This is a genomic window from Sphingobium sp. TomTYG74 (assembly GCF_055393875.1).
In genome coordinates, this window is the sequence record NZ_AP027341.1 from 66467 (window position 1) to 82133 (window position 15667).

General features: G+C 63.5%; 20 protein-coding genes. 16 read left to right on the forward strand and 4 right to left on the reverse strand.

Features of this window, described 5'->3' with window-relative positions; translation table 11 throughout:
- The first annotated feature begins 79 nt into the window (after positions 1–79).
- The 4 genes from ACZ5TB_RS00335 (at position 80) to ACZ5TB_RS00350 (ending at position 3149) form a co-directional block, all read left to right on the forward strand.
- Positions 80–1396: a hemolysin family protein gene (locus tag ACZ5TB_RS00335; protein ID WP_464791590.1), complete on the forward strand. Its 1317-nt coding sequence runs from the start codon at positions 80–82 to the stop codon at positions 1394–1396.
- 316 nt (positions 1397–1712) lie between these two features.
- The gene (locus tag ACZ5TB_RS00340) at positions 1713–2081 is read left to right on the forward strand and encodes an ArsR/SmtB family transcription factor (protein WP_464791591.1); all 369 of its coding nucleotides are present in this window, start codon (positions 1713–1715) and stop codon (positions 2079–2081) included.
- Positions 2078–2746: an aquaporin gene (locus ACZ5TB_RS00345; protein WP_464791592.1), complete on the forward strand. Its 669-nt coding sequence runs from the start codon at positions 2078–2080 to the stop codon at positions 2744–2746. The genes ACZ5TB_RS00340 and ACZ5TB_RS00345 overlap by 4 nt, the downstream gene beginning before the upstream one ends.
- Positions 2747–2807: 61 nt before the next feature.
- Positions 2808–3149, forward strand: a complete 342-nt coding sequence (locus ACZ5TB_RS00350; RefSeq protein WP_464792567.1) for an ArsC/Spx/MgsR family protein — start codon at positions 2808–2810, stop codon at positions 3147–3149.
- Positions 3150–3251: 102 nt separating this feature from the next.
- On the opposite strand, the gene ACZ5TB_RS00355 is transcribed toward ACZ5TB_RS00350, so the two are convergent.
- A complete protein-coding gene (locus ACZ5TB_RS00355) occupies positions 3252–3911 on the reverse strand; it encodes a c-type cytochrome (protein ID WP_464791593.1) in 660 nt (219 codons plus the stop codon).
- A gap of 187 nt (positions 3912–4098) precedes the next feature.
- Between ACZ5TB_RS00355 and ACZ5TB_RS00360 the strand changes: the two genes are divergently transcribed.
- The 7 genes from ACZ5TB_RS00360 (at position 4099) to ACZ5TB_RS00390 (ending at position 8908) form a co-directional block, all read left to right on the forward strand.
- Positions 4099–4989, forward strand: a complete 891-nt coding sequence (locus tag ACZ5TB_RS00360) for a prephenate dehydratase (RefSeq protein WP_464791594.1) — start codon at positions 4099–4101, stop codon at positions 4987–4989.
- 53 nt (positions 4990–5042) lie between these two features.
- Positions 5043–5771 (forward strand): sterol desaturase family protein, encoded by a 729-nt coding sequence (locus ACZ5TB_RS00365; protein ID WP_464792568.1) that lies wholly within the window; start codon positions 5043–5045, stop codon positions 5769–5771.
- A complete protein-coding gene (locus ACZ5TB_RS00370) occupies positions 5768–6205 on the forward strand; it encodes a DUF2141 domain-containing protein (RefSeq protein ID WP_464791595.1) in 438 nt (145 codons plus the stop codon). The genes ACZ5TB_RS00365 and ACZ5TB_RS00370 overlap by 4 nt, the downstream gene beginning before the upstream one ends.
- A 72-nt stretch (positions 6206–6277) precedes the next feature.
- Complete coding sequence (locus tag ACZ5TB_RS00375) at positions 6278–7120, forward strand: MipA/OmpV family protein (protein ID WP_464791596.1); 843 nt, start codon at positions 6278–6280, stop codon at positions 7118–7120.
- An 83-nt stretch (positions 7121–7203) separates the two neighbouring features.
- Positions 7204–8115 carry a tetratricopeptide repeat protein gene (locus tag ACZ5TB_RS00380; RefSeq protein WP_464791597.1) on the forward strand — a complete coding sequence of 304 codons (912 nt, stop codon included), beginning with the start codon at positions 7204–7206 and terminating at the stop codon, positions 8113–8115.
- 11 nt (positions 8116–8126) lie between these two features.
- Positions 8127–8738: an LON peptidase substrate-binding domain-containing protein gene (locus tag ACZ5TB_RS00385; RefSeq protein ID WP_464791598.1), complete on the forward strand. Its 612-nt coding sequence runs from the start codon at positions 8127–8129 to the stop codon at positions 8736–8738.
- Positions 8735–8908, forward strand: a complete 174-nt coding sequence (locus ACZ5TB_RS00390) for a Trm112 family protein (RefSeq protein WP_464791599.1) — start codon at positions 8735–8737, stop codon at positions 8906–8908. Before ACZ5TB_RS00385 ends, ACZ5TB_RS00390 begins: the two co-directional genes overlap by 4 nt.
- A gap of 38 nt (positions 8909–8946) precedes the next feature.
- Here ACZ5TB_RS00390 and ACZ5TB_RS00395 read toward each other — a convergent pair whose 3' ends face one another.
- On the reverse strand, positions 8947–9543 hold the full coding sequence (locus ACZ5TB_RS00395; protein WP_464791600.1) for a TlpA family protein disulfide reductase: 597 nt from the start codon (positions 9541–9543) through the stop codon (positions 8947–8949).
- Between the two features lie 58 nt (positions 9544–9601).
- On the opposite strand from ACZ5TB_RS00395, the gene argH reads away from it, so the two are divergent.
- The 5 genes from argH to ACZ5TB_RS00420 are packed head-to-tail and all read left to right on the forward strand — an operon-like array spanning position 9602 to position 14227.
- A complete protein-coding gene (gene argH / locus ACZ5TB_RS00400; RefSeq protein WP_464791601.1) occupies positions 9602–10969 on the forward strand; it encodes an argininosuccinate lyase in 1368 nt (455 codons plus the stop codon).
- Positions 10970–10971: 2 nt separating this feature from the next.
- Positions 10972–11238 (forward strand): hypothetical protein, encoded by a 267-nt coding sequence (locus ACZ5TB_RS00405; protein WP_464792569.1) that lies wholly within the window; start codon positions 10972–10974, stop codon positions 11236–11238.
- 12 nt (positions 11239–11250) lie between these two features.
- On the forward strand, positions 11251–12516 hold the full coding sequence (gene lysA / locus ACZ5TB_RS00410) for a diaminopimelate decarboxylase (RefSeq protein WP_464791602.1): 1266 nt from the start codon (positions 11251–11253) through the stop codon (positions 12514–12516).
- A complete protein-coding gene (locus ACZ5TB_RS00415) occupies positions 12516–13274 on the forward strand; it encodes a precorrin-2 dehydrogenase/sirohydrochlorin ferrochelatase family protein (RefSeq protein ID WP_464791603.1) in 759 nt (252 codons plus the stop codon). Before lysA ends, ACZ5TB_RS00415 begins: the two co-directional genes overlap by 1 nt.
- Entirely contained in the window at positions 13271–14227 is a 957-nt protein-coding gene (locus tag ACZ5TB_RS00420; RefSeq protein ID WP_464791604.1) for a zinc transporter ZntB, read from the forward strand. Before ACZ5TB_RS00415 ends, ACZ5TB_RS00420 begins: the two co-directional genes overlap by 4 nt.
- 13 nt (positions 14228–14240) lie before the next feature.
- On the opposite strand, the gene ACZ5TB_RS00425 is transcribed toward ACZ5TB_RS00420, so the two are convergent.
- On the reverse strand, positions 14241–14864 hold the full coding sequence (locus ACZ5TB_RS00425) for a response regulator transcription factor (protein ID WP_464791605.1): 624 nt from the start codon (positions 14862–14864) through the stop codon (positions 14241–14243).
- A gap of 52 nt (positions 14865–14916) precedes the next feature.
- Entirely contained in the window at positions 14917–15588 is a 672-nt protein-coding gene (locus ACZ5TB_RS00430; RefSeq protein WP_464778900.1) for a TetR/AcrR family transcriptional regulator, read from the reverse strand.
- Between the last annotated feature and the right edge of the window lie 79 nt (positions 15589–15667).

Sequence of the window (15667 nt, forward strand, 5' to 3'; positions counted from 1 at the left end):
CCACTGGCGAACTGAACGGCAGGTGATGCGATGGTTGTGAAACTGTAAGGAACAGGTTTATAGGGCGTAGCTGACCACCATGGCCACGATCCCCCCGCACGCTCCGACGCCCTTTCCCTGGGCAGACCTTGTCATCATTCTGGCGCTGGTCGCTCTGAATGGCGTTTTCGCCATGTCGGAACTGGCGATCGTGTCGGCGCGCCGCCCCCGGTTGCAGGCGATGGAGAAGGCAGGGCGGCGCGGCGCGAACACGGCGCTGCTGCTGGCGAGCGATCCCGGCAAGTTTCTTTCGACCGTCCAGATCGGCATCACCCTGATCGGCATCGTCGCGGGCGCCTATTCTGGCGCGAGCCTTGGTGGGCCGGTGGGCGAGCGGCTGCAACTGCTGGGGCTGTCGTCCAATGCGGCCGAAAATCTTGGCTTTGCGATTGTCATTGGCCTCACCACCTACGCCTCGCTGATTATTGGTGAGTTGGTGCCCAAGCAGTTCGCCCTGCGTTCGCCTGAACCCATCGCGGTGCTCATGGCGACGCCGATGCTGCTGCTCTCGCGGATCACCGCGCCCATCGTCTGGGTGCTGGACGGGTCGAGCGCGATCATCTTCCGCCTGCTGCGCATGACGCGGGAGTCGGAACATCATGTGACGGCCGAGGAATTGCACCTGATCGTCGCGGAAGCGAGCCGGTCGGGCGTGATCGAGGAAAGCGAGCGCGCGATCATTTCAGGCGTGGTGCGGCTGGCCGACCGGCCGGTGCGCGAAGTCATGACGCCGCGCATGGACGTCGACTGGATCGACATCGGCGCGGATGAGGAGACCATCCGCGCGAGGCTGCTCGAAACGCCGCACACTCGCCTGCCGGTGGGGCGTGGAACGGTCGAGGATATTATCGGCGTGGTGCAGGCACGCGACATCATGACGGCGCTGTTCCGTGGAGAACGGCTTGACCTGGGGTCGTTGATGCGCCGCGTTGAGGTGGTTCCCGATCAGGTCGATGCGATGGACGCGCTGGAAGTGCTGCGCCGGGCCGATGTGCCGATGGTGATGGTGCATGACGAATATGGCCATTTCGAAGGCATCGCGACGCCTGCCGACCTGCTGTCCGCCATCGCGGGGCATTTCGCGTCCGATCGCGACCTGCATGACGAACCCGACATTGTGGAACGGGACGATGGCAGCCTGCTGGTGTCGGGCCAGATGCCCGTCGACCTGCTCGCCGACCGGATCGGCATCGACCTGCCCGAAGACCGCGATTATGCCACGGTCGCGGGCCACGCGCTGTGGCTGCTCAAGCGCTTGCCCGAAGTCGGCGATTTCATCGACGATCAGGGGTGGCGATTTGAGATCGTCGATATGGACGGGCGCAAGATCGATAAGCTGCTGGTGGCGGAGCGTTAGAAGGGCCTTCCGGCGACGTTGCAGGAGGTTCGGGTCGGCGTGTGACCAGTCGCGGACATCCTTCATCCCGTCTCCTTCAGGGCAGGGGACCGAGGAGTGGGGCGTGCCCCAAGGGAAAGCTGACCTATAACAGCGTGCCCCCACCCCAACCCCTCCCCTGAAGGGGAGGGGCTAATGTCTCAAATATGGGGGACGGCGACTAAGGACCAAGGTCGGTCATAAGGACGTTTGATTAGCCGAACGCACCCCTTGGCTTGGGTGATATAATTCGATATTTCGGATTTTATCGAATAGTCGAATCGAAGGGTCACCGTCCGTGACACATGAAAATCAGCAGATGTCGTTACCGGACGCCGTCGAGGCACTGTCGGCATTGGCGCATAATCACAGGCTAGCCGTCTTCCGCCTGCTTGTTCGTGCAGGCGCCTCAGGTATCCCGGCCGGAGAAATAGCGCGCGAAGTGGGCGCATTGCCAAGCACGCTCTCCACGCATCTCACTATTCTGGGGCATGCTGGCCTGATCCAGTCCCGACGCGAGGGGCGATCGGTGATTTACTCCGCCGATTTTGAGGGGATGGGTGATCTTTTGAAGTTTCTCGTTTCCGACTGCTGCGCTGGACGTCCGGAAATCTGCGCACCTTTGGTCGCCATGGTGGACACCGCAAATTGCTGTTCGCCTCAATGACAGTCATCCGCAGCATTGCCGCTGAAGCCTTGGGCACGGCCATGCTGCTGGCCGTCGTCGTGGGATCGGGCATCATGGGACAGCGACTTGCCGCCGGTAATGATGCGATTGCATTGTTGGCGAACACGGTGGCGACCGGGGCGGGCCTCGTCGTCCTGATCCATATGTTCGCGCCGCTGTCAGGTGCACATTTCAACCCGGCGGTAACGCTTGTTTTCCTGCTGCGGGGTGAAGTCACCCTCCAAAAGGCGTTGCAATATGTGGTCGCACAGATTTGCGGCGCTGTTGTTGGTGTATGGATGGCGCACGCAATGTTCGCCGAGCCGGTGTTGCAAATCTCGACCAAATTGCGCGACGGCTGGGGGCAAGGTTTTGCGGAGGCCGTCGCCACCTTCGGCCTGATCGGAACGATATTGACGACGCAGCGGTCCCGACCCGAATTCACGCCGACGGCGGTGGGGCTCTACATCACCGCCGCTTATTGGTTCACGGCGTCCACATCCTTTGCCAATCCTGCCGTGACCGTGGCTCGCGGCTTTACGAACAGCTTTGCGGGGATTGCGCCATCATCGATCCCCTTGTTCATCGGCGGCCAAAGTGCAGGCGCCATAGTCGCGCTGATGGTGTTTGGCTGGCTTTTACAGGAGGACCCGCATCGTGCCTGATGCCTTTCCCATTACGATATATCACAATCCCGATTGCGGCACGTCGCGTAACGCGTTGGCGATGATCCAGGCTGCGGGCTATCGTCCCGAGGTCATTGCGTATCGCGACATCGGCTGGACCCGTTCCCTACTGGAGCGCCTGATCGCCGATATGCGCGCGTCGCCGCGTGATCTGTTGCGAGAAAAGGGCACCCCTGCTGCGGAACTCGGCTTGATGAGCGCGGATGCCACGGATGATCAAATCCTGGCGGCGATGGTTGAGCACCCCATCCTTGTGAACCGCCCCATTGTGGTCTCCCCCCTGGGCACAAAACTGTGTCGTCCATCAGAGGTCGTATTGACCCTATTGGATCGCCAGCCCGATCGATTTACCAAAGAGGATGGTGAAGTCGTAAAGCCCTGAGACGAGCTGAGTTTCACAAAGGCGCATTTCCCAAAACGCAACGGGCGCGGCATTCACTGCCGCGCCCGTCAGGTTCAACAGGAGGGGCTGACCCCTCCGATGTTATTTGCCAGCAGCGGCAGGTCCGGTCGCCGGAGCCGCGTTGGCCGGAGCCTTGCCCTCGACGCTTTCGGCGGCGTTCGTGGCGTTGGCGGCGGCTTCGGCCGGCGTTGCGCTCGCTTCGGCGGGTGCGGCATCGGCGGCGGGCAGGGGCAGGTTGGAGCCCTGCGTGTTCATCCAGGCGATGAGGTTCGCGCGGTCGGCCGGGTTGCCCAGGCCCGCGAAGGTCATCTTGGTGCCGGGCGCGAATTCACGCGGGCTCTTCAGCCAGTGATCCAGATTCTCGAAGGTCCAGTTACCGCCCTTGCTCTTGAGCGCGTCCGAGAAGGCGAAGCCGCCCTTGCCCTGACCGATCGGTTCGCCGACGGTTGCGAAAAGATTGGGGCCGATGCCGTTGGCGCCGCCCTGGTTGACGGTGTGGCAGGCCGCGCACTTGGCGAAGACCTTTTCACCGGCGGCAACGTCGGCGCTGGCGAGAAGCGTGTTCAGACCCGGCCCAGCAGCGGCGCCGCCTTCGCCTTCAGCCTCCACCCCTTCGATCGCGTAGCCCATTGTTTCGGGCCGTTCCGAATGGAAAAATTTGGAGCTGACGATGCCGCCACCCAGCGCAATGATCCCCGCAAACAACGCCCAGCCTGCAACGGTGTTGAAACGATCACCCATTTCGCTTGGATTCCCTTGAATTTCTGTTCTGGCGGCTTGGTTTCCGCGCCCCCTCTAGCGCGCTGCCATAATGACGCAAGAGCGAACGTGCAAGCATGGTTGGCAGCTATGGCACCTTGCCCGGTTTCAGTCGGGGATTTCGACACGCTTGCGCGCGCGCGGAGGAGTGCCTAAGCGCGCTTCATCCATGGAAAACTATCCTGCCCCCGCCCGCGCGCTGGTCGCGGAACTCGCCGAAAAGGCCGCAGCCGACCCGTCGCGCGCTATCGCCTATCAAGGCGCGCCGGGCGCCAATTCGCACCTTGCCGCGCTTGGCTATGCGCCCGATTGGGTGCCGCTGCCCTGCTTTGCCTTTGAAGATGCGATCGACGCGGTGCGCAATGGTTTGGCGGCGCGGGCGATCATTCCGATCGAAAACAGCCTGCACGGCCGGGTCGCCGACATGCATTTCCTGCTGCCCGAATCGGGGCTGCACATCGTCGATGAATATTTCCTGCGCATCCGCCACTGCCTGATGGCCATCGACGATAGCCCGGTCAAAAGCGCGATCAGCCACCCGCAGGCGCTGGGGCAGTGCCGCCATTATCTGCGCGAGCGGGGCATTCAGCCGATTGCCTATGCCGATACGGCGGGGGCGGCGGCGCTGGTGGCGGAATCCCGCAAGCCGGGGGAGGGCGCCGTTGCGCCCTATCTGGCGGCGGAGATTTACGGGCTGAAAATGGTGGCGGAGAATATTGAGGATAGCGACGACAATATGACGCGCTTCCTGGTGCTCTCGCGCGAGCCGACCATGCCGGAACCCGATGATGGTCCGGTGATGACGACATTCCTGTTCGAGGTAAAGAATGTGCGCGCTGCCCTCTACAAGGCGATGGGCGGCTTTGCGACGAACGGCGTCAACATGACGAAGCTGGAAAGCTACCAGCGGGGCGCAAGCTTCGCCGCGACGGAGTTTTTCTGCGATATCGAAGGGATGCCGGGCGATCCCGCCGTGGATCGCGCGCTCGCCGAGCTGGAATTCCACAGCAAGTGGGTGCGCATGCTGGGCAGCTATCGTCAGGCGCGGCCACGGACCTGATGGGGGGACCTGATGGGGTGACGGGCCGGGCGCTGCTGCCTATAGTCGATCCCATGCTGGCCGCGATCCTTCTTTCCGCTCTTGCCATGAGCGCGATCGTGGCGGTGCGCTATCTGCTTACCAGCGGCGGCTTTGCGCTGGCGACGCGTGTCCGGCAGCCGGGACTCTATGCCGGGCTGGACCCGCAGATCCGGCGAGAGATTGCGTGGTCGTTGGCATCGGCATTGATTTACGGCATCCCGGCGGGCGTGGTCGCATGGGGTTGGCAGGCGCAGGGCTGGACGCGCATCTATACCGATGTGAGCGCCTATCCGCTCTGGTATCTGCCGGTTTCGGTGCTGCTTTATCTGGCGGCGCATGACAGCTGGTTTTACTGGACGCATCGCTGGATGCACCGGCCGCGTCTGTTCCGGGCCGCGCATGCCGTGCATCATGCGAGCCGACCGCCGACCGCCTGGGCGGCGATGAGCTTTCACCCATGGGAGGCGTTGAGCGGTGCCATCGTCATTCCGGCGCTGGTTTTCCTGATCCCGATCCATGTCGGGGCGCTGGGGTGCGTTTTGGCGATCATGACCGTGATGGGTGTGTCGAATCATATGGGGTGGGAGATGTTTCCGCGCTGGATCGTGCAGGGACCGGCGGGCCGCTGGTTGATCACCGCCAGCCATCATCAGCGACATCATGAACAATATAGCTGCAATTACGGGCTTTATTTCCGTGTCTGGGACCGTCTGTGCGGGACCGATCGGGGACTGGGCGATTTTAGGAAGACGCACGGATGAAGGAAAAATTGCTGTTCGCAGCCCTGGCCATGATGATCCTGCCCGGCGCCGCGCCAGTGGGCCAGCCGCAGCCGATCAGCATCGGGGTTGAAGGCCTGCGATCGCACAAGGGAAACCTGCTGGTCTGCGTCGCCCGGTCGCCCGCCTATTTTCCCGATTGCAGTCATGATCCCGACAAGCGCCACCTGGTCGTCGCCACGACATCAGCGGCGATCCCGCTGGGCGATCTGGCGCCCGGCACCTATAGCGTCGCGATCATTCATGATGAAAATGGCAATGGGAAGCTCGACACTTTCGTCGGCATCCCGCGCGAGGGCGTGGGCTTTTCCCGGAACCCGGCCATAAGGTTCGGCGCGCCCAGCTTCCGTTCGGCGCAATTTACCGTGACGGGGTCGGCGATGCGTCAGGATATAAAGGTCAAATATTTCCTCTGACTGCATCCGTCCGGAACTGTAATGGCAGCGAAACATTCTAAAAGCTGACCATATTGATGGAACAGGGGATTTATGAACCATCGACAGATATTGTTCGCGGGCCTTGCCTTTATTGCGCTGGGTGCCGCTAACACGGCGTTCGCCCAGACGAACGACAGCAATGTGCTGACCGTCGGGATCGGCGCCGCCGTCATTCCGAGCTATGAAGGGTCGGACGACTATCGGGTGATCCCTGTCCCGCAGCTGCGCGGCAAGGTGAGCGATTTCGCCTTCTGGACGCGCGGGCCGAGCCTTTATTTCGATGTCATTCCCAACCGAGGGCAGGATATCGACCTTCAGCTGGGGCCGGTGGCGGGCGTCCGTTTCGATCGGTCGAGCATCAAGAATATCAAGGATGACGCGGTGCGCGCGCTTGGTAAGCGCGATAAGGCGGTGGAGCTTGGCGGCTTTGTCGGCATCGGCAAGACCGGCATCATCACCAGCGCCTACGATAATCTGTCGGTGCGCGTGGCCGTGACGAAGGATGTCGCGGGCGCGCATGAAAGCTTCATCGTGACGCCAGCGATCGAATATTTCACGCCGCTTTCGACGCGCAGCTTCGTGGGCCTGGGCGTGTCGGCCGATTATGTGGGCAAGAAATATGGCCGCTATTATTATGATGTCGATACCGCCGGGGCGCTGGCGTCCGGTCTTCCGGAATATTCGCGCGCGGGCGATGGGTCGGGCTTCAAGAAGGTTGGCGTCAATCTGACAGGTGGCGTGTCATTGTCGGGCGATATTCGGAAGGGCTGGGCGCTGTTCGCGCTGGGGGGCTATTCGCGGATGCTGGGCGACTATGGGAATTCGCCCATCGTAAGCATCGCGGGTTCCAGGAACCAATGGATCGCCGCGGCTGGCGTCGGATATACCTTCTGAGTCTTGTGCGGATAGGGTGACGCCCCACATAAGGCGCTGTATGGAGGCGGCACCCAACCGCAACAAGGCAGGAGAATACGGCAGTGGCGACCCTAGGAATGAGCGACACCGATAAGGCAGCGGTGGAGGCGTTCCGGCGCGACGTCGTCGATCCGTCACGCACCAGCCTTGTCATCGTCGATTTCTGGGCGGAATGGTGCGGGCCGTGCAAGCAGCTGACCCCGGTCATCGAAAAGGTTTGCGCCGACTATGCGTCCAAGGGCGTGAAGCTGGTGAAGATCAATGTCGATGAAGATAAGTTCATCGCCGCCCAGTTTCGTGTCCAGTCGATCCCGACCGTCTATGCCGTGTTCCAGGGCCAGCCGGTCGCTGACCTCAGCCAGGCGCGGACCGAGGGGCAGTTGAAGCAATATCTCGACCAGTTGCTGGCGCAGTTGCCGATCGAATCGGATGAGAAGACGCAGCTGGAGGAAATCGCCCCGCTCATTGAAATGGGCGAGGAAATGCTGGCGGGTGGCGAGCCCGACCGGGCGCTTTCGGTGTTCGAGCAGATCGGCCAGATGGCGCCGGACAATGGTGAGGTCGCGTCGGGCCATGCCCGCGCGTTGGTGGCGCTTGGCCGACTGGATGAGGCGGAGGCGGTGCTCGCCGCGCTGCCCGCCGATGTCGCCAAGGATCAGGCGATCGACCGCGCCCGCGCCGCCATTGCTCTGGCGCGCGACGCAAAGCCTGTCGCCGACCTGTCCGGGGTCGAGGCGAAGGTCTCCGCCAATCCAGACGATCATGGGGCGCGCTTTGAACTGGCGGGCGGCCTTATGGCGAATGGCGAGCGGGACCGGGCCGCCGAGGAACTGCTGGAGATTGTCCGCCGCGACCGGGAATGGAATGAAGGCGCGGCAAAGGCGCAACTGCTCAAGCTGTTCGAGGCCACCGGCCTTGAAGACCCTTGGGTCGCAGGGCAGCGGCGGAAATTGTCGCAGATCCTCTTTTCCTGACGGCGCGGCCGGTGAACCGCGCGCGCGTCTCCATCTTTCCGCTGTCCGGGGCGCTGTTGTTGCCGGGCATGGACATGCCGCTGCATATATTCGAGCCGCGTTACCGGACGCTGATCCATGACGCCATGGCGCGGGACCGCCGCATCGGCATGATCCAACCGCGCGGGGAGGGGGTCAAGCCCGCCCTGTACGATGTCGGATGCCTCGGCCGGATCAGCGAATTCGAGGTGCTGGATGACGGCCGTTTCAACATCATATTGGAAGGGCTGGCGCGTTTTCGGGTGATCCGCGAACTCGACGTCACCACCGCTTTCCGCCAGATCGAGGCCGATGTCGAGCAGGCGCCGGAGGATGAGGTGCTGCACTCCGTCGAACGCGCGGCGCTGGAACAGGAGTCGCGGCGCTTTGCAGACGCGTTGGGCTATGTTGTGGACTGGACCGCCGTGTCGCGGCTTGACGACACGTCGCTGGTGAACGGCATTGCCCAGATCGCGCCATTCGATCCCGCCGCCAAGCAGACCTTGCTGGAGGCGGACAGCTTAAGCGAGCGGTGCGACCGGATCATTCAGCTGATGCAGATCGTCGGGCGGATGGAGCCCGATGGCGGGGCGACGATGCAATGATTTCGCCTGACCCCTATTTGCTGGCGAAGCTTGTGTGTCCCGTGACGCGGACGCCGTTGCGGTGGGATGCGGAAAGGAGCGAGCTGGTGTCGGATGCGGCTGGTTTGGCCTTTCCTGTGCGCGATGGCGTCCCCGTAATGGTGGTGCGTGAAGCGCGTGCGTTAGGTTAGAAAATCCTCCCCATGCTCGGCATGGGGAGGATTTGTCTCTAAGATTCCAACGCCGCCTCGATCAGGTCCCGGCCTTCCTTGCTGTTCCAGTCCATCGCGCCGATCACGCGCAGCATCTCCTTGCCCTGCCGGTCGTACAGCACGGTCGTGGGCAGCATGCCGGTCGCATAGTGGAAGCCGAACTGGTTTTCCGGATCGATGAAGCTTTTAAGGTGCGGCAGCGCGTGCTTGGCGAAGAACGGCTTCACCACGCTTTCGCCCTGGCTGTCCTGAGAGATGGTCAGCACCGCCAGACCCTTGGCCCCGTAAGCCTTGGCGACGGCATCGAGCGTCGGCATTTCCGCGATGCAGGGTGCGCACCATGTTGCCCACAGGTTCACCAGCAACGGCTTGCCCGCGAAATCCTGCAAGGTGGCGTCCTTGCCATCCGGCCCGGTGAAGGCGAAATCGGGGGCAGGGGTGCCTGCCTTTGAACGGTCGAGCGTGAAGCTGAACGCGCCCTTGCCGCTTTGCGGGGCACCTGTTGCCTCGCCGCTTGTCGGGGGGACTGGCGCGCTGCTATTGGCTTGATCTTGCCCCGCGCCCGGCGATTGCCTATCGCACGCGCCGAGGCCAGCCAGCAGGAGCAGTGTCATTACGCAGGGCAAAGTTGATCGGGACGGGGAAGGTCGCACGGGAGACGGCTCCAACAGCATGTGGGGCGGACGCTTCGCAGCTGGTCCGGCTTCGGTCATGCGCGAGATAAATGCCTCCATCCCGTTCGACAAGCGATTGTGGAAGCAGGACATCGCAGGGTCGAAGGCGCATGTCGCCATGCTGGCCAAACAGGGCATCGTCGAGGGCGAGGACGCGCAGGCGATCACCGAGGGGCTGAACCGCATCGCCGCCGAGTATGAAGCGAACGGCGTGCCGGTGAATCTGGACCTTGAAGATATTCATATGGTGACCGAGTCCCGGCTGGCCGAACTGATCGGTCCGGCGGCAGGGCGGCTGCATACGGCGCGGTCGCGCAATGATCAGGTGGCGACCGACTTCCGCCTGTGGGTGCGCGATGCAATCGACGAGGTGGCGGCGGGGCTTGAGGCGCTGCAACAGGCGCTGCTCGCCCGCGCGGAGGAACATGCCGATGCGGTCATGCCGGGCTTCACGCATCTTCAGTCCGCGCAGCCGGTGACGCTGGGCCATCATCTGATGGCTTATTATGAGATGGTCCGCCGCGATCGCAGCCGCTTCGCCGACGCGCGTGAGCGGCTGAATGAATGCCCGCTGGGCGCGGCGGCGTTGGCCGGGACGGGCTTTCCGATCGATCGCCATGCGACGGCGGCGGCGCTGGGCTTTGCCAAGCCGACCGACAATAGCCTGGACAGCGTCAGCGACCGGGACTTCGCGCTCGATTATCTGATGGCGGCGACACAATGCAGCCTGCACCTGTCGCGGCTGGCGGAAGAGTTCATCATCTGGGCGAGCCAACCCTTCGGCTTTGTGAAGCTGCCTGATGCTTATTCGACCGGCAGCTCGATCATGCCGCAGAAGCGCAATCCCGACGCAGCCGAGCTGGTGCGCGGCCATGCCGGGCGCATCATGGGGTGCATGACGGCGCTGTGCGTCACGATGAAGGGCCTGCCGCTCGCCTATTCGAAGGACATGCAGGACGACAAGCCGCCGGTGTTCGAGGCGCATGATCTGCTGGGCCTGTCGATCGCGGCGATGACGGGGATGATCGAGACGGTAACGTTCCGCACCGATCGGATGCGCGGCCTTGCCGAGAGCGGCTTTGCCACCGCCACCGACCTTGCCGACTGGCTGGTGCGCGAGGCCAATGTGCCGTTCCGTGAGGCGCATCATATTACCGGCCGCGCGGTCGCGGCGGCGGAGAGCGCGGGCACGCCGCTCGCCGACCTGCCGATCGAGACGCTGAAAGCCATTGACGCCCGTATCGATGAGCGCATCTATGCGGTGCTGACGGTCGATGCATCAGTCGCCAGCCGCAAGAGCCATGGCGGCACTGCGCCCGACCAGGTGCGCGCGCGTATCGAGCAGGCCCGGGAGGAGACGGCATGAGGATGACCATCAGCCGGAATGTCGCCTTTGCGCTGCTGGTGCTTGGGCTCGCCGCCTGTGGTGGACGCCAGCCGTTGAAGCCGATCGAAGGGCAGAAAATGCCTGCCGTGCCGGTCGGCGCCGCTGCCGCCCCGACCGCGCAGCAACTGATGACTCCCTCCATTCAGGCCCGGCCGGAACGGAGCGTCGACATCCTCTCGCAGTCGGAAGAGCGCCAGGATGATCCGTTCGACCTGCCGCCCGAAACCAGCCCTGATACGCTTCGCTAGGACAGACAAGCCTTGGACCATTTCGACTATGTGAACGGCGCCATGCATGTGGAGCAGGTGCCGATGGCGGAGATCGCGCAGGCGGTCGGCACGCCGGTCTATATCTATTCGACCGCGACCCTGACGCGCCACGTCAATGTCTTCCGCGATGCCCTTTCCCGGCTGGATGATCCGCTGATCGCCTTTGCGGTCAAGGCCAATCCCAATGGCGCGGTGCTGGCGACGCTGGCCAAGCTGGGGCTGGGCGCTGATGTGGTTTCGGGTGGCGAGCTGTTGCGCGCGATCGCGGCGGGCATTCCGGCCAATCGCATCGTCTTTTCCGGGGTCGGCAAGACCGCCGAAGAGATGAGGCTGGCGCTGGAGCACAGCATTTTCCAGTTCAATCTGGAAAGCGAACCGGAAGCCGAGATGCTGTCGGAAGTTGCGCTGTCGATGGGGAAGACGGCCCCCGTCGCCTATCGCATTAACCCCGATGTGGACGCAGGCACCCACGCCAAGATTTCGACCGGCAAGTCGGAGAATAAGTTCGGCATTCCCTATGATCGGGCGTTGGAAAGCTACGCCGCTGCGCGCGACTTGCCGGGTCTGGATGTGCAGGGCGTTGCTGTCCATATCGGCAGCCAGCTGACCGATCTTGCCCCGCTTGAGGCCGCCTTCACGAAGGTCGGCGCGCTGATCGAGAAGCTGCGCGCCGCTGGGCATGCCATCCGTACCGCCGATCTGGGCGGGGGCTTGGGCGTCCCCTATGACCCGTCGCTCCCGATTCCGCCGCTGCCTGCTGTCTATGGCGAGATGGTGACGCGGGCGACGCAGGGCTGGAACGTGCGGCTGATGTTCGAGCCGGGCCGGGTCATCGTCGGCAATGCGGGTGCGCTGCTGTCGCGGGTGGTGCGCGTCAAGCAGGGCGCGCAGGCGCCTTTCGTCATCGTCGATGCTGCCATGAACGATTTGATGCGGCCCAGCCTCTACGATGCCTGGCATGACATTCGCGCGGTTGATCCTTCGGGCGCGCGGGAGACTGCCAATGTGGTGGGGCCGGTCTGCGAGACGGGCGATACTTTCGCCATGCATCGGGACATGGATGTGGTGCAGGCGGGCGATCTGGTCGCCTTCATGACGGCGGGCGCTTATGGCGCGACCATGGCGGGCACCTATAACAGCCGCCCGCTGACGCCCGAGGTGCTGGTTTCCGGCGACAAGTGGGCTGTGGTCCGCGCGCGTCCGCCGATCGAGGCGCTGATCGAGGCGGACAGCATTCCCGACTGGGTGCAGGGCTGATGCAAAGCCTGCCCGTCTTCCTGGTGTTGAGGGGTAGGGCCGTCATCCTGACGGGGAGCGGCGAGGCTGCGGACGCCAAGCGGCGGTTGCTCGAACGGGCGGGCGCGCGCGTCGTCGGGGAGGCTGAGGACGCGGCCATCGCGATTGTCGCCGATGGCGATGATGCGACGGCTGCGCGGCTGAAGGCGCGGGGCGTGCTGGTGAATGCGACCGACCGGCCGGAGCTTTGCGACTTCACTCTGCCAGCCATCATCGACCGTGAGCCGGTGCTGATCGCCATCGGCACGGGCGGTGCGTCGGCGGGGCTGGCAAAGGCGCTGCGCCAGCGGATCGAGGCAATATTGCCGGAAAAGCTGGGCAGGCTTGCCACTGCGCTGCACGCTGCCCGAGACGCCATCCGCGCACGCTGGCCCGATGCCAGCGCCCGCCGCCGTGCGATCGATGCGGGGCTGTCGGCTGGTGGCCTCATCGACCCGTTGCGCGAGGATGCCGCTGACGAGGTGCCCCGCTGGCTTGCTGAGCAGGGCGATGCGGAACCCTCCCGTCTTGTCGCGCTGTGCCTGCTGTCGAGCGATCCCGATGACCTGACGCTCCGGGCGGCGCGCCTGCTTGGCGAGGCTGATCGCATTTATCATAGGCCCGATGTGCCAGCAGCGATCCTCGACCGTGCCCGCGCCGACGCTGTGCGCATTCCCGCCACCACGCCGCCGGAAACACCGGGGGAGGGGCTCTCGCTCTGGCTGGAGATGCCGCAATGAGCCGGGTGTTCGTCTATAACAGCGAAGCGGCGCGCGAAATCTCGCTCGATGATTTTTGCGCGCAGGCCGACCATGCGCCTTTCAGCTGGATTCATGCCGATGGCTGGCGGGAGGATGCGCAGAGCATCGTCTCGCGCTGCGACCATATGCCGCAGGCGGCGCTGTCGGCGCTGTTGGCGCAGGAAACCCGGCCGCGTTGCACGGTGATGGCGCATGGTGCGCTCATCAACCTGCGCGGCCTGGGGGCGGATGAGGACGCGGGCGGCGATCCGCTGGTGTCGATCCGGCTATGGGCGGAACATGCGCGGGTGATCACCGTCAGCTACCGCCCGCTGGCGGCGATGGAGCCGGTGGTGCAGCAGATGCTGGCCGGAGAGATTCGCGATCCGGGCGACCTCATCGCCGCCTTTGCGCAGGAAATCACCGAAGCGCTTGATCCGGAAGTGGCGCAGCTGGGCGATGATCTGGACGAGATCGAAAGCACGTTAAGCGATAATGGCGCGGCGGAGGTACGGCGGCAGGTGTCCGAAATCCGGGCGTCGGCGATCAGCTATCGCCGCTTCATCTCACCGCAGCGGCAGGCGCTCGAAAGATTGTCGGCGGCGGATGCGCCCTGGCTTCATCCCGATGACCGGCTGCATTTGCAGGAAGCAGCGGATCGCTGCGCCCGCATGGCGGAGGAGCTGGAGGCGGTGCGCGAGCGATCGGCGCTGGCGCATGAAGAACTGACCGACCTGCGCGCTGAACAGATGAACCGGCAGGCGTTGATCATATCGGTTGTGGCGCTGGTTTTCCTGCCGCTCACCTTTTTGACCGGGCTGCTCGGCATGAACGTCAACGGCATTCCCTTCGCCCATGAAGCCTGGGCCTTTTGGGGCGTGGTGGCGGTCTGCGTCGCCATGGCGATCGGGATTGGCGGTTGGTTCACCGCGACTCGCTGGTTGAAGCGCTGAAGCTCTGATCGTTTCAGGTGCGGGCAGCGTTCAGCCGGGCGATTTCATCATTCAACGCCTGGATCGATGAGACCAGCCGCGCCCTATCGACCTGCATTTCCTCAAGCGCGTCGCGCGTCTCGCCCAATTCCACGGCGCGTCGCGCAATGCGAGCGTCGAGTTCGGCATTGTGCCGGGTGAGGGCGTTCAACTCATCGGCGCGCTGGCACAGATGGCGCAGCCGCGCGTCCAGCACGTCGAAGTCGAAGGGCTTGGTGACATAATCGTCCGCGCCTGCTTCCAAAGCCTCCACGACGCTGGCGTTATCCTGCCTGCCCGCGATCATCACGAAACTCGCCTGACCGGCAAGGCCAGCGGCGCGGATTTTCTTCATGGTGGCTATGCCCGGCAGGATCGCCAGTCCCATGTCGATCAGGATGATGTCCACCGAGCGAGAGAGAAGGCGGTTCAGCGCGACGAAGCCGTTTTCGGCCAGCACGACATCATAATGGAGATGGGAGAGGCGGCGCGCGATCACGGCCCGGGCCGTGTCGTCTTCCTCGATCAGTAGAAGCTTGCGGCGGCGGAGCGGGCGAGCGCTCTTTACCTTGTCGCTGTCTGTATTGAGCGTCCTCGCAGCGGATTTGAAAAACTGCATGGCGTGCGTCTCCTCACACGCCTTGATCTAGGATAAGTGCGCAAATAAATGGTTAATGCGATCTTCCCTGTGAAGGTGCCTCCGCTTCGGGCGCATAGGCGCGCAGGAAGCAATCGACCGCGAAGGCCACGTCGGCGTCCACCTGTTCGGGCGTGGGCGGCTGACCATTGCCCCAGATCATCTGCTGGTGACTGCCCGACAAGGTGAGCACGATCAGCGTCCGCGCCGCAAGCAGGGCATCGGCACGCCGCAACCGCCCCCGCTCCATCGCTACCTCCAGAAAACGGGCCAGCAGGTTGCGGGTATATAAAGGCGCCAGTTCCAGGAAAATCTCCCCCATTTTGGGAAAGCGACTCGATTCTGCGGCCACCAGCCGATGCAGCGCGATCGCGTCAGGCGATGTTACCTTGCGCAACAGGTCATGACTAAAGCGCAGGAGCTTTTGTTCAAGCGGGCCACCCGTATCGAGAAGCTGGGCAAGGCTGGCATGATAGGTCTCCGTCGCGTCCCGCAGGACGGCGGCGAACAATTCTTCCTTGCCGGGGAAGTAGCTCCACAAGGTGCCCTTCGACCCACCCAATTCGGCTGCGATGGAGGACATGGTGGTCGCGGCATAGCCATTTTCCAGGAACGACCGCCGGGCGACCGCGACGATCGCGTCACGACGATCGCGCCTGTTCGCTTCACGACGGGATAGGGTGGCCATGTCTGTCTGGTCAGTCATAAAGGTGTACCATAGAGTACGATAATATTGTTGACAAGCCCGTGCGGCAGGCGCAAAGGCGGTTTTCATACCACATGGT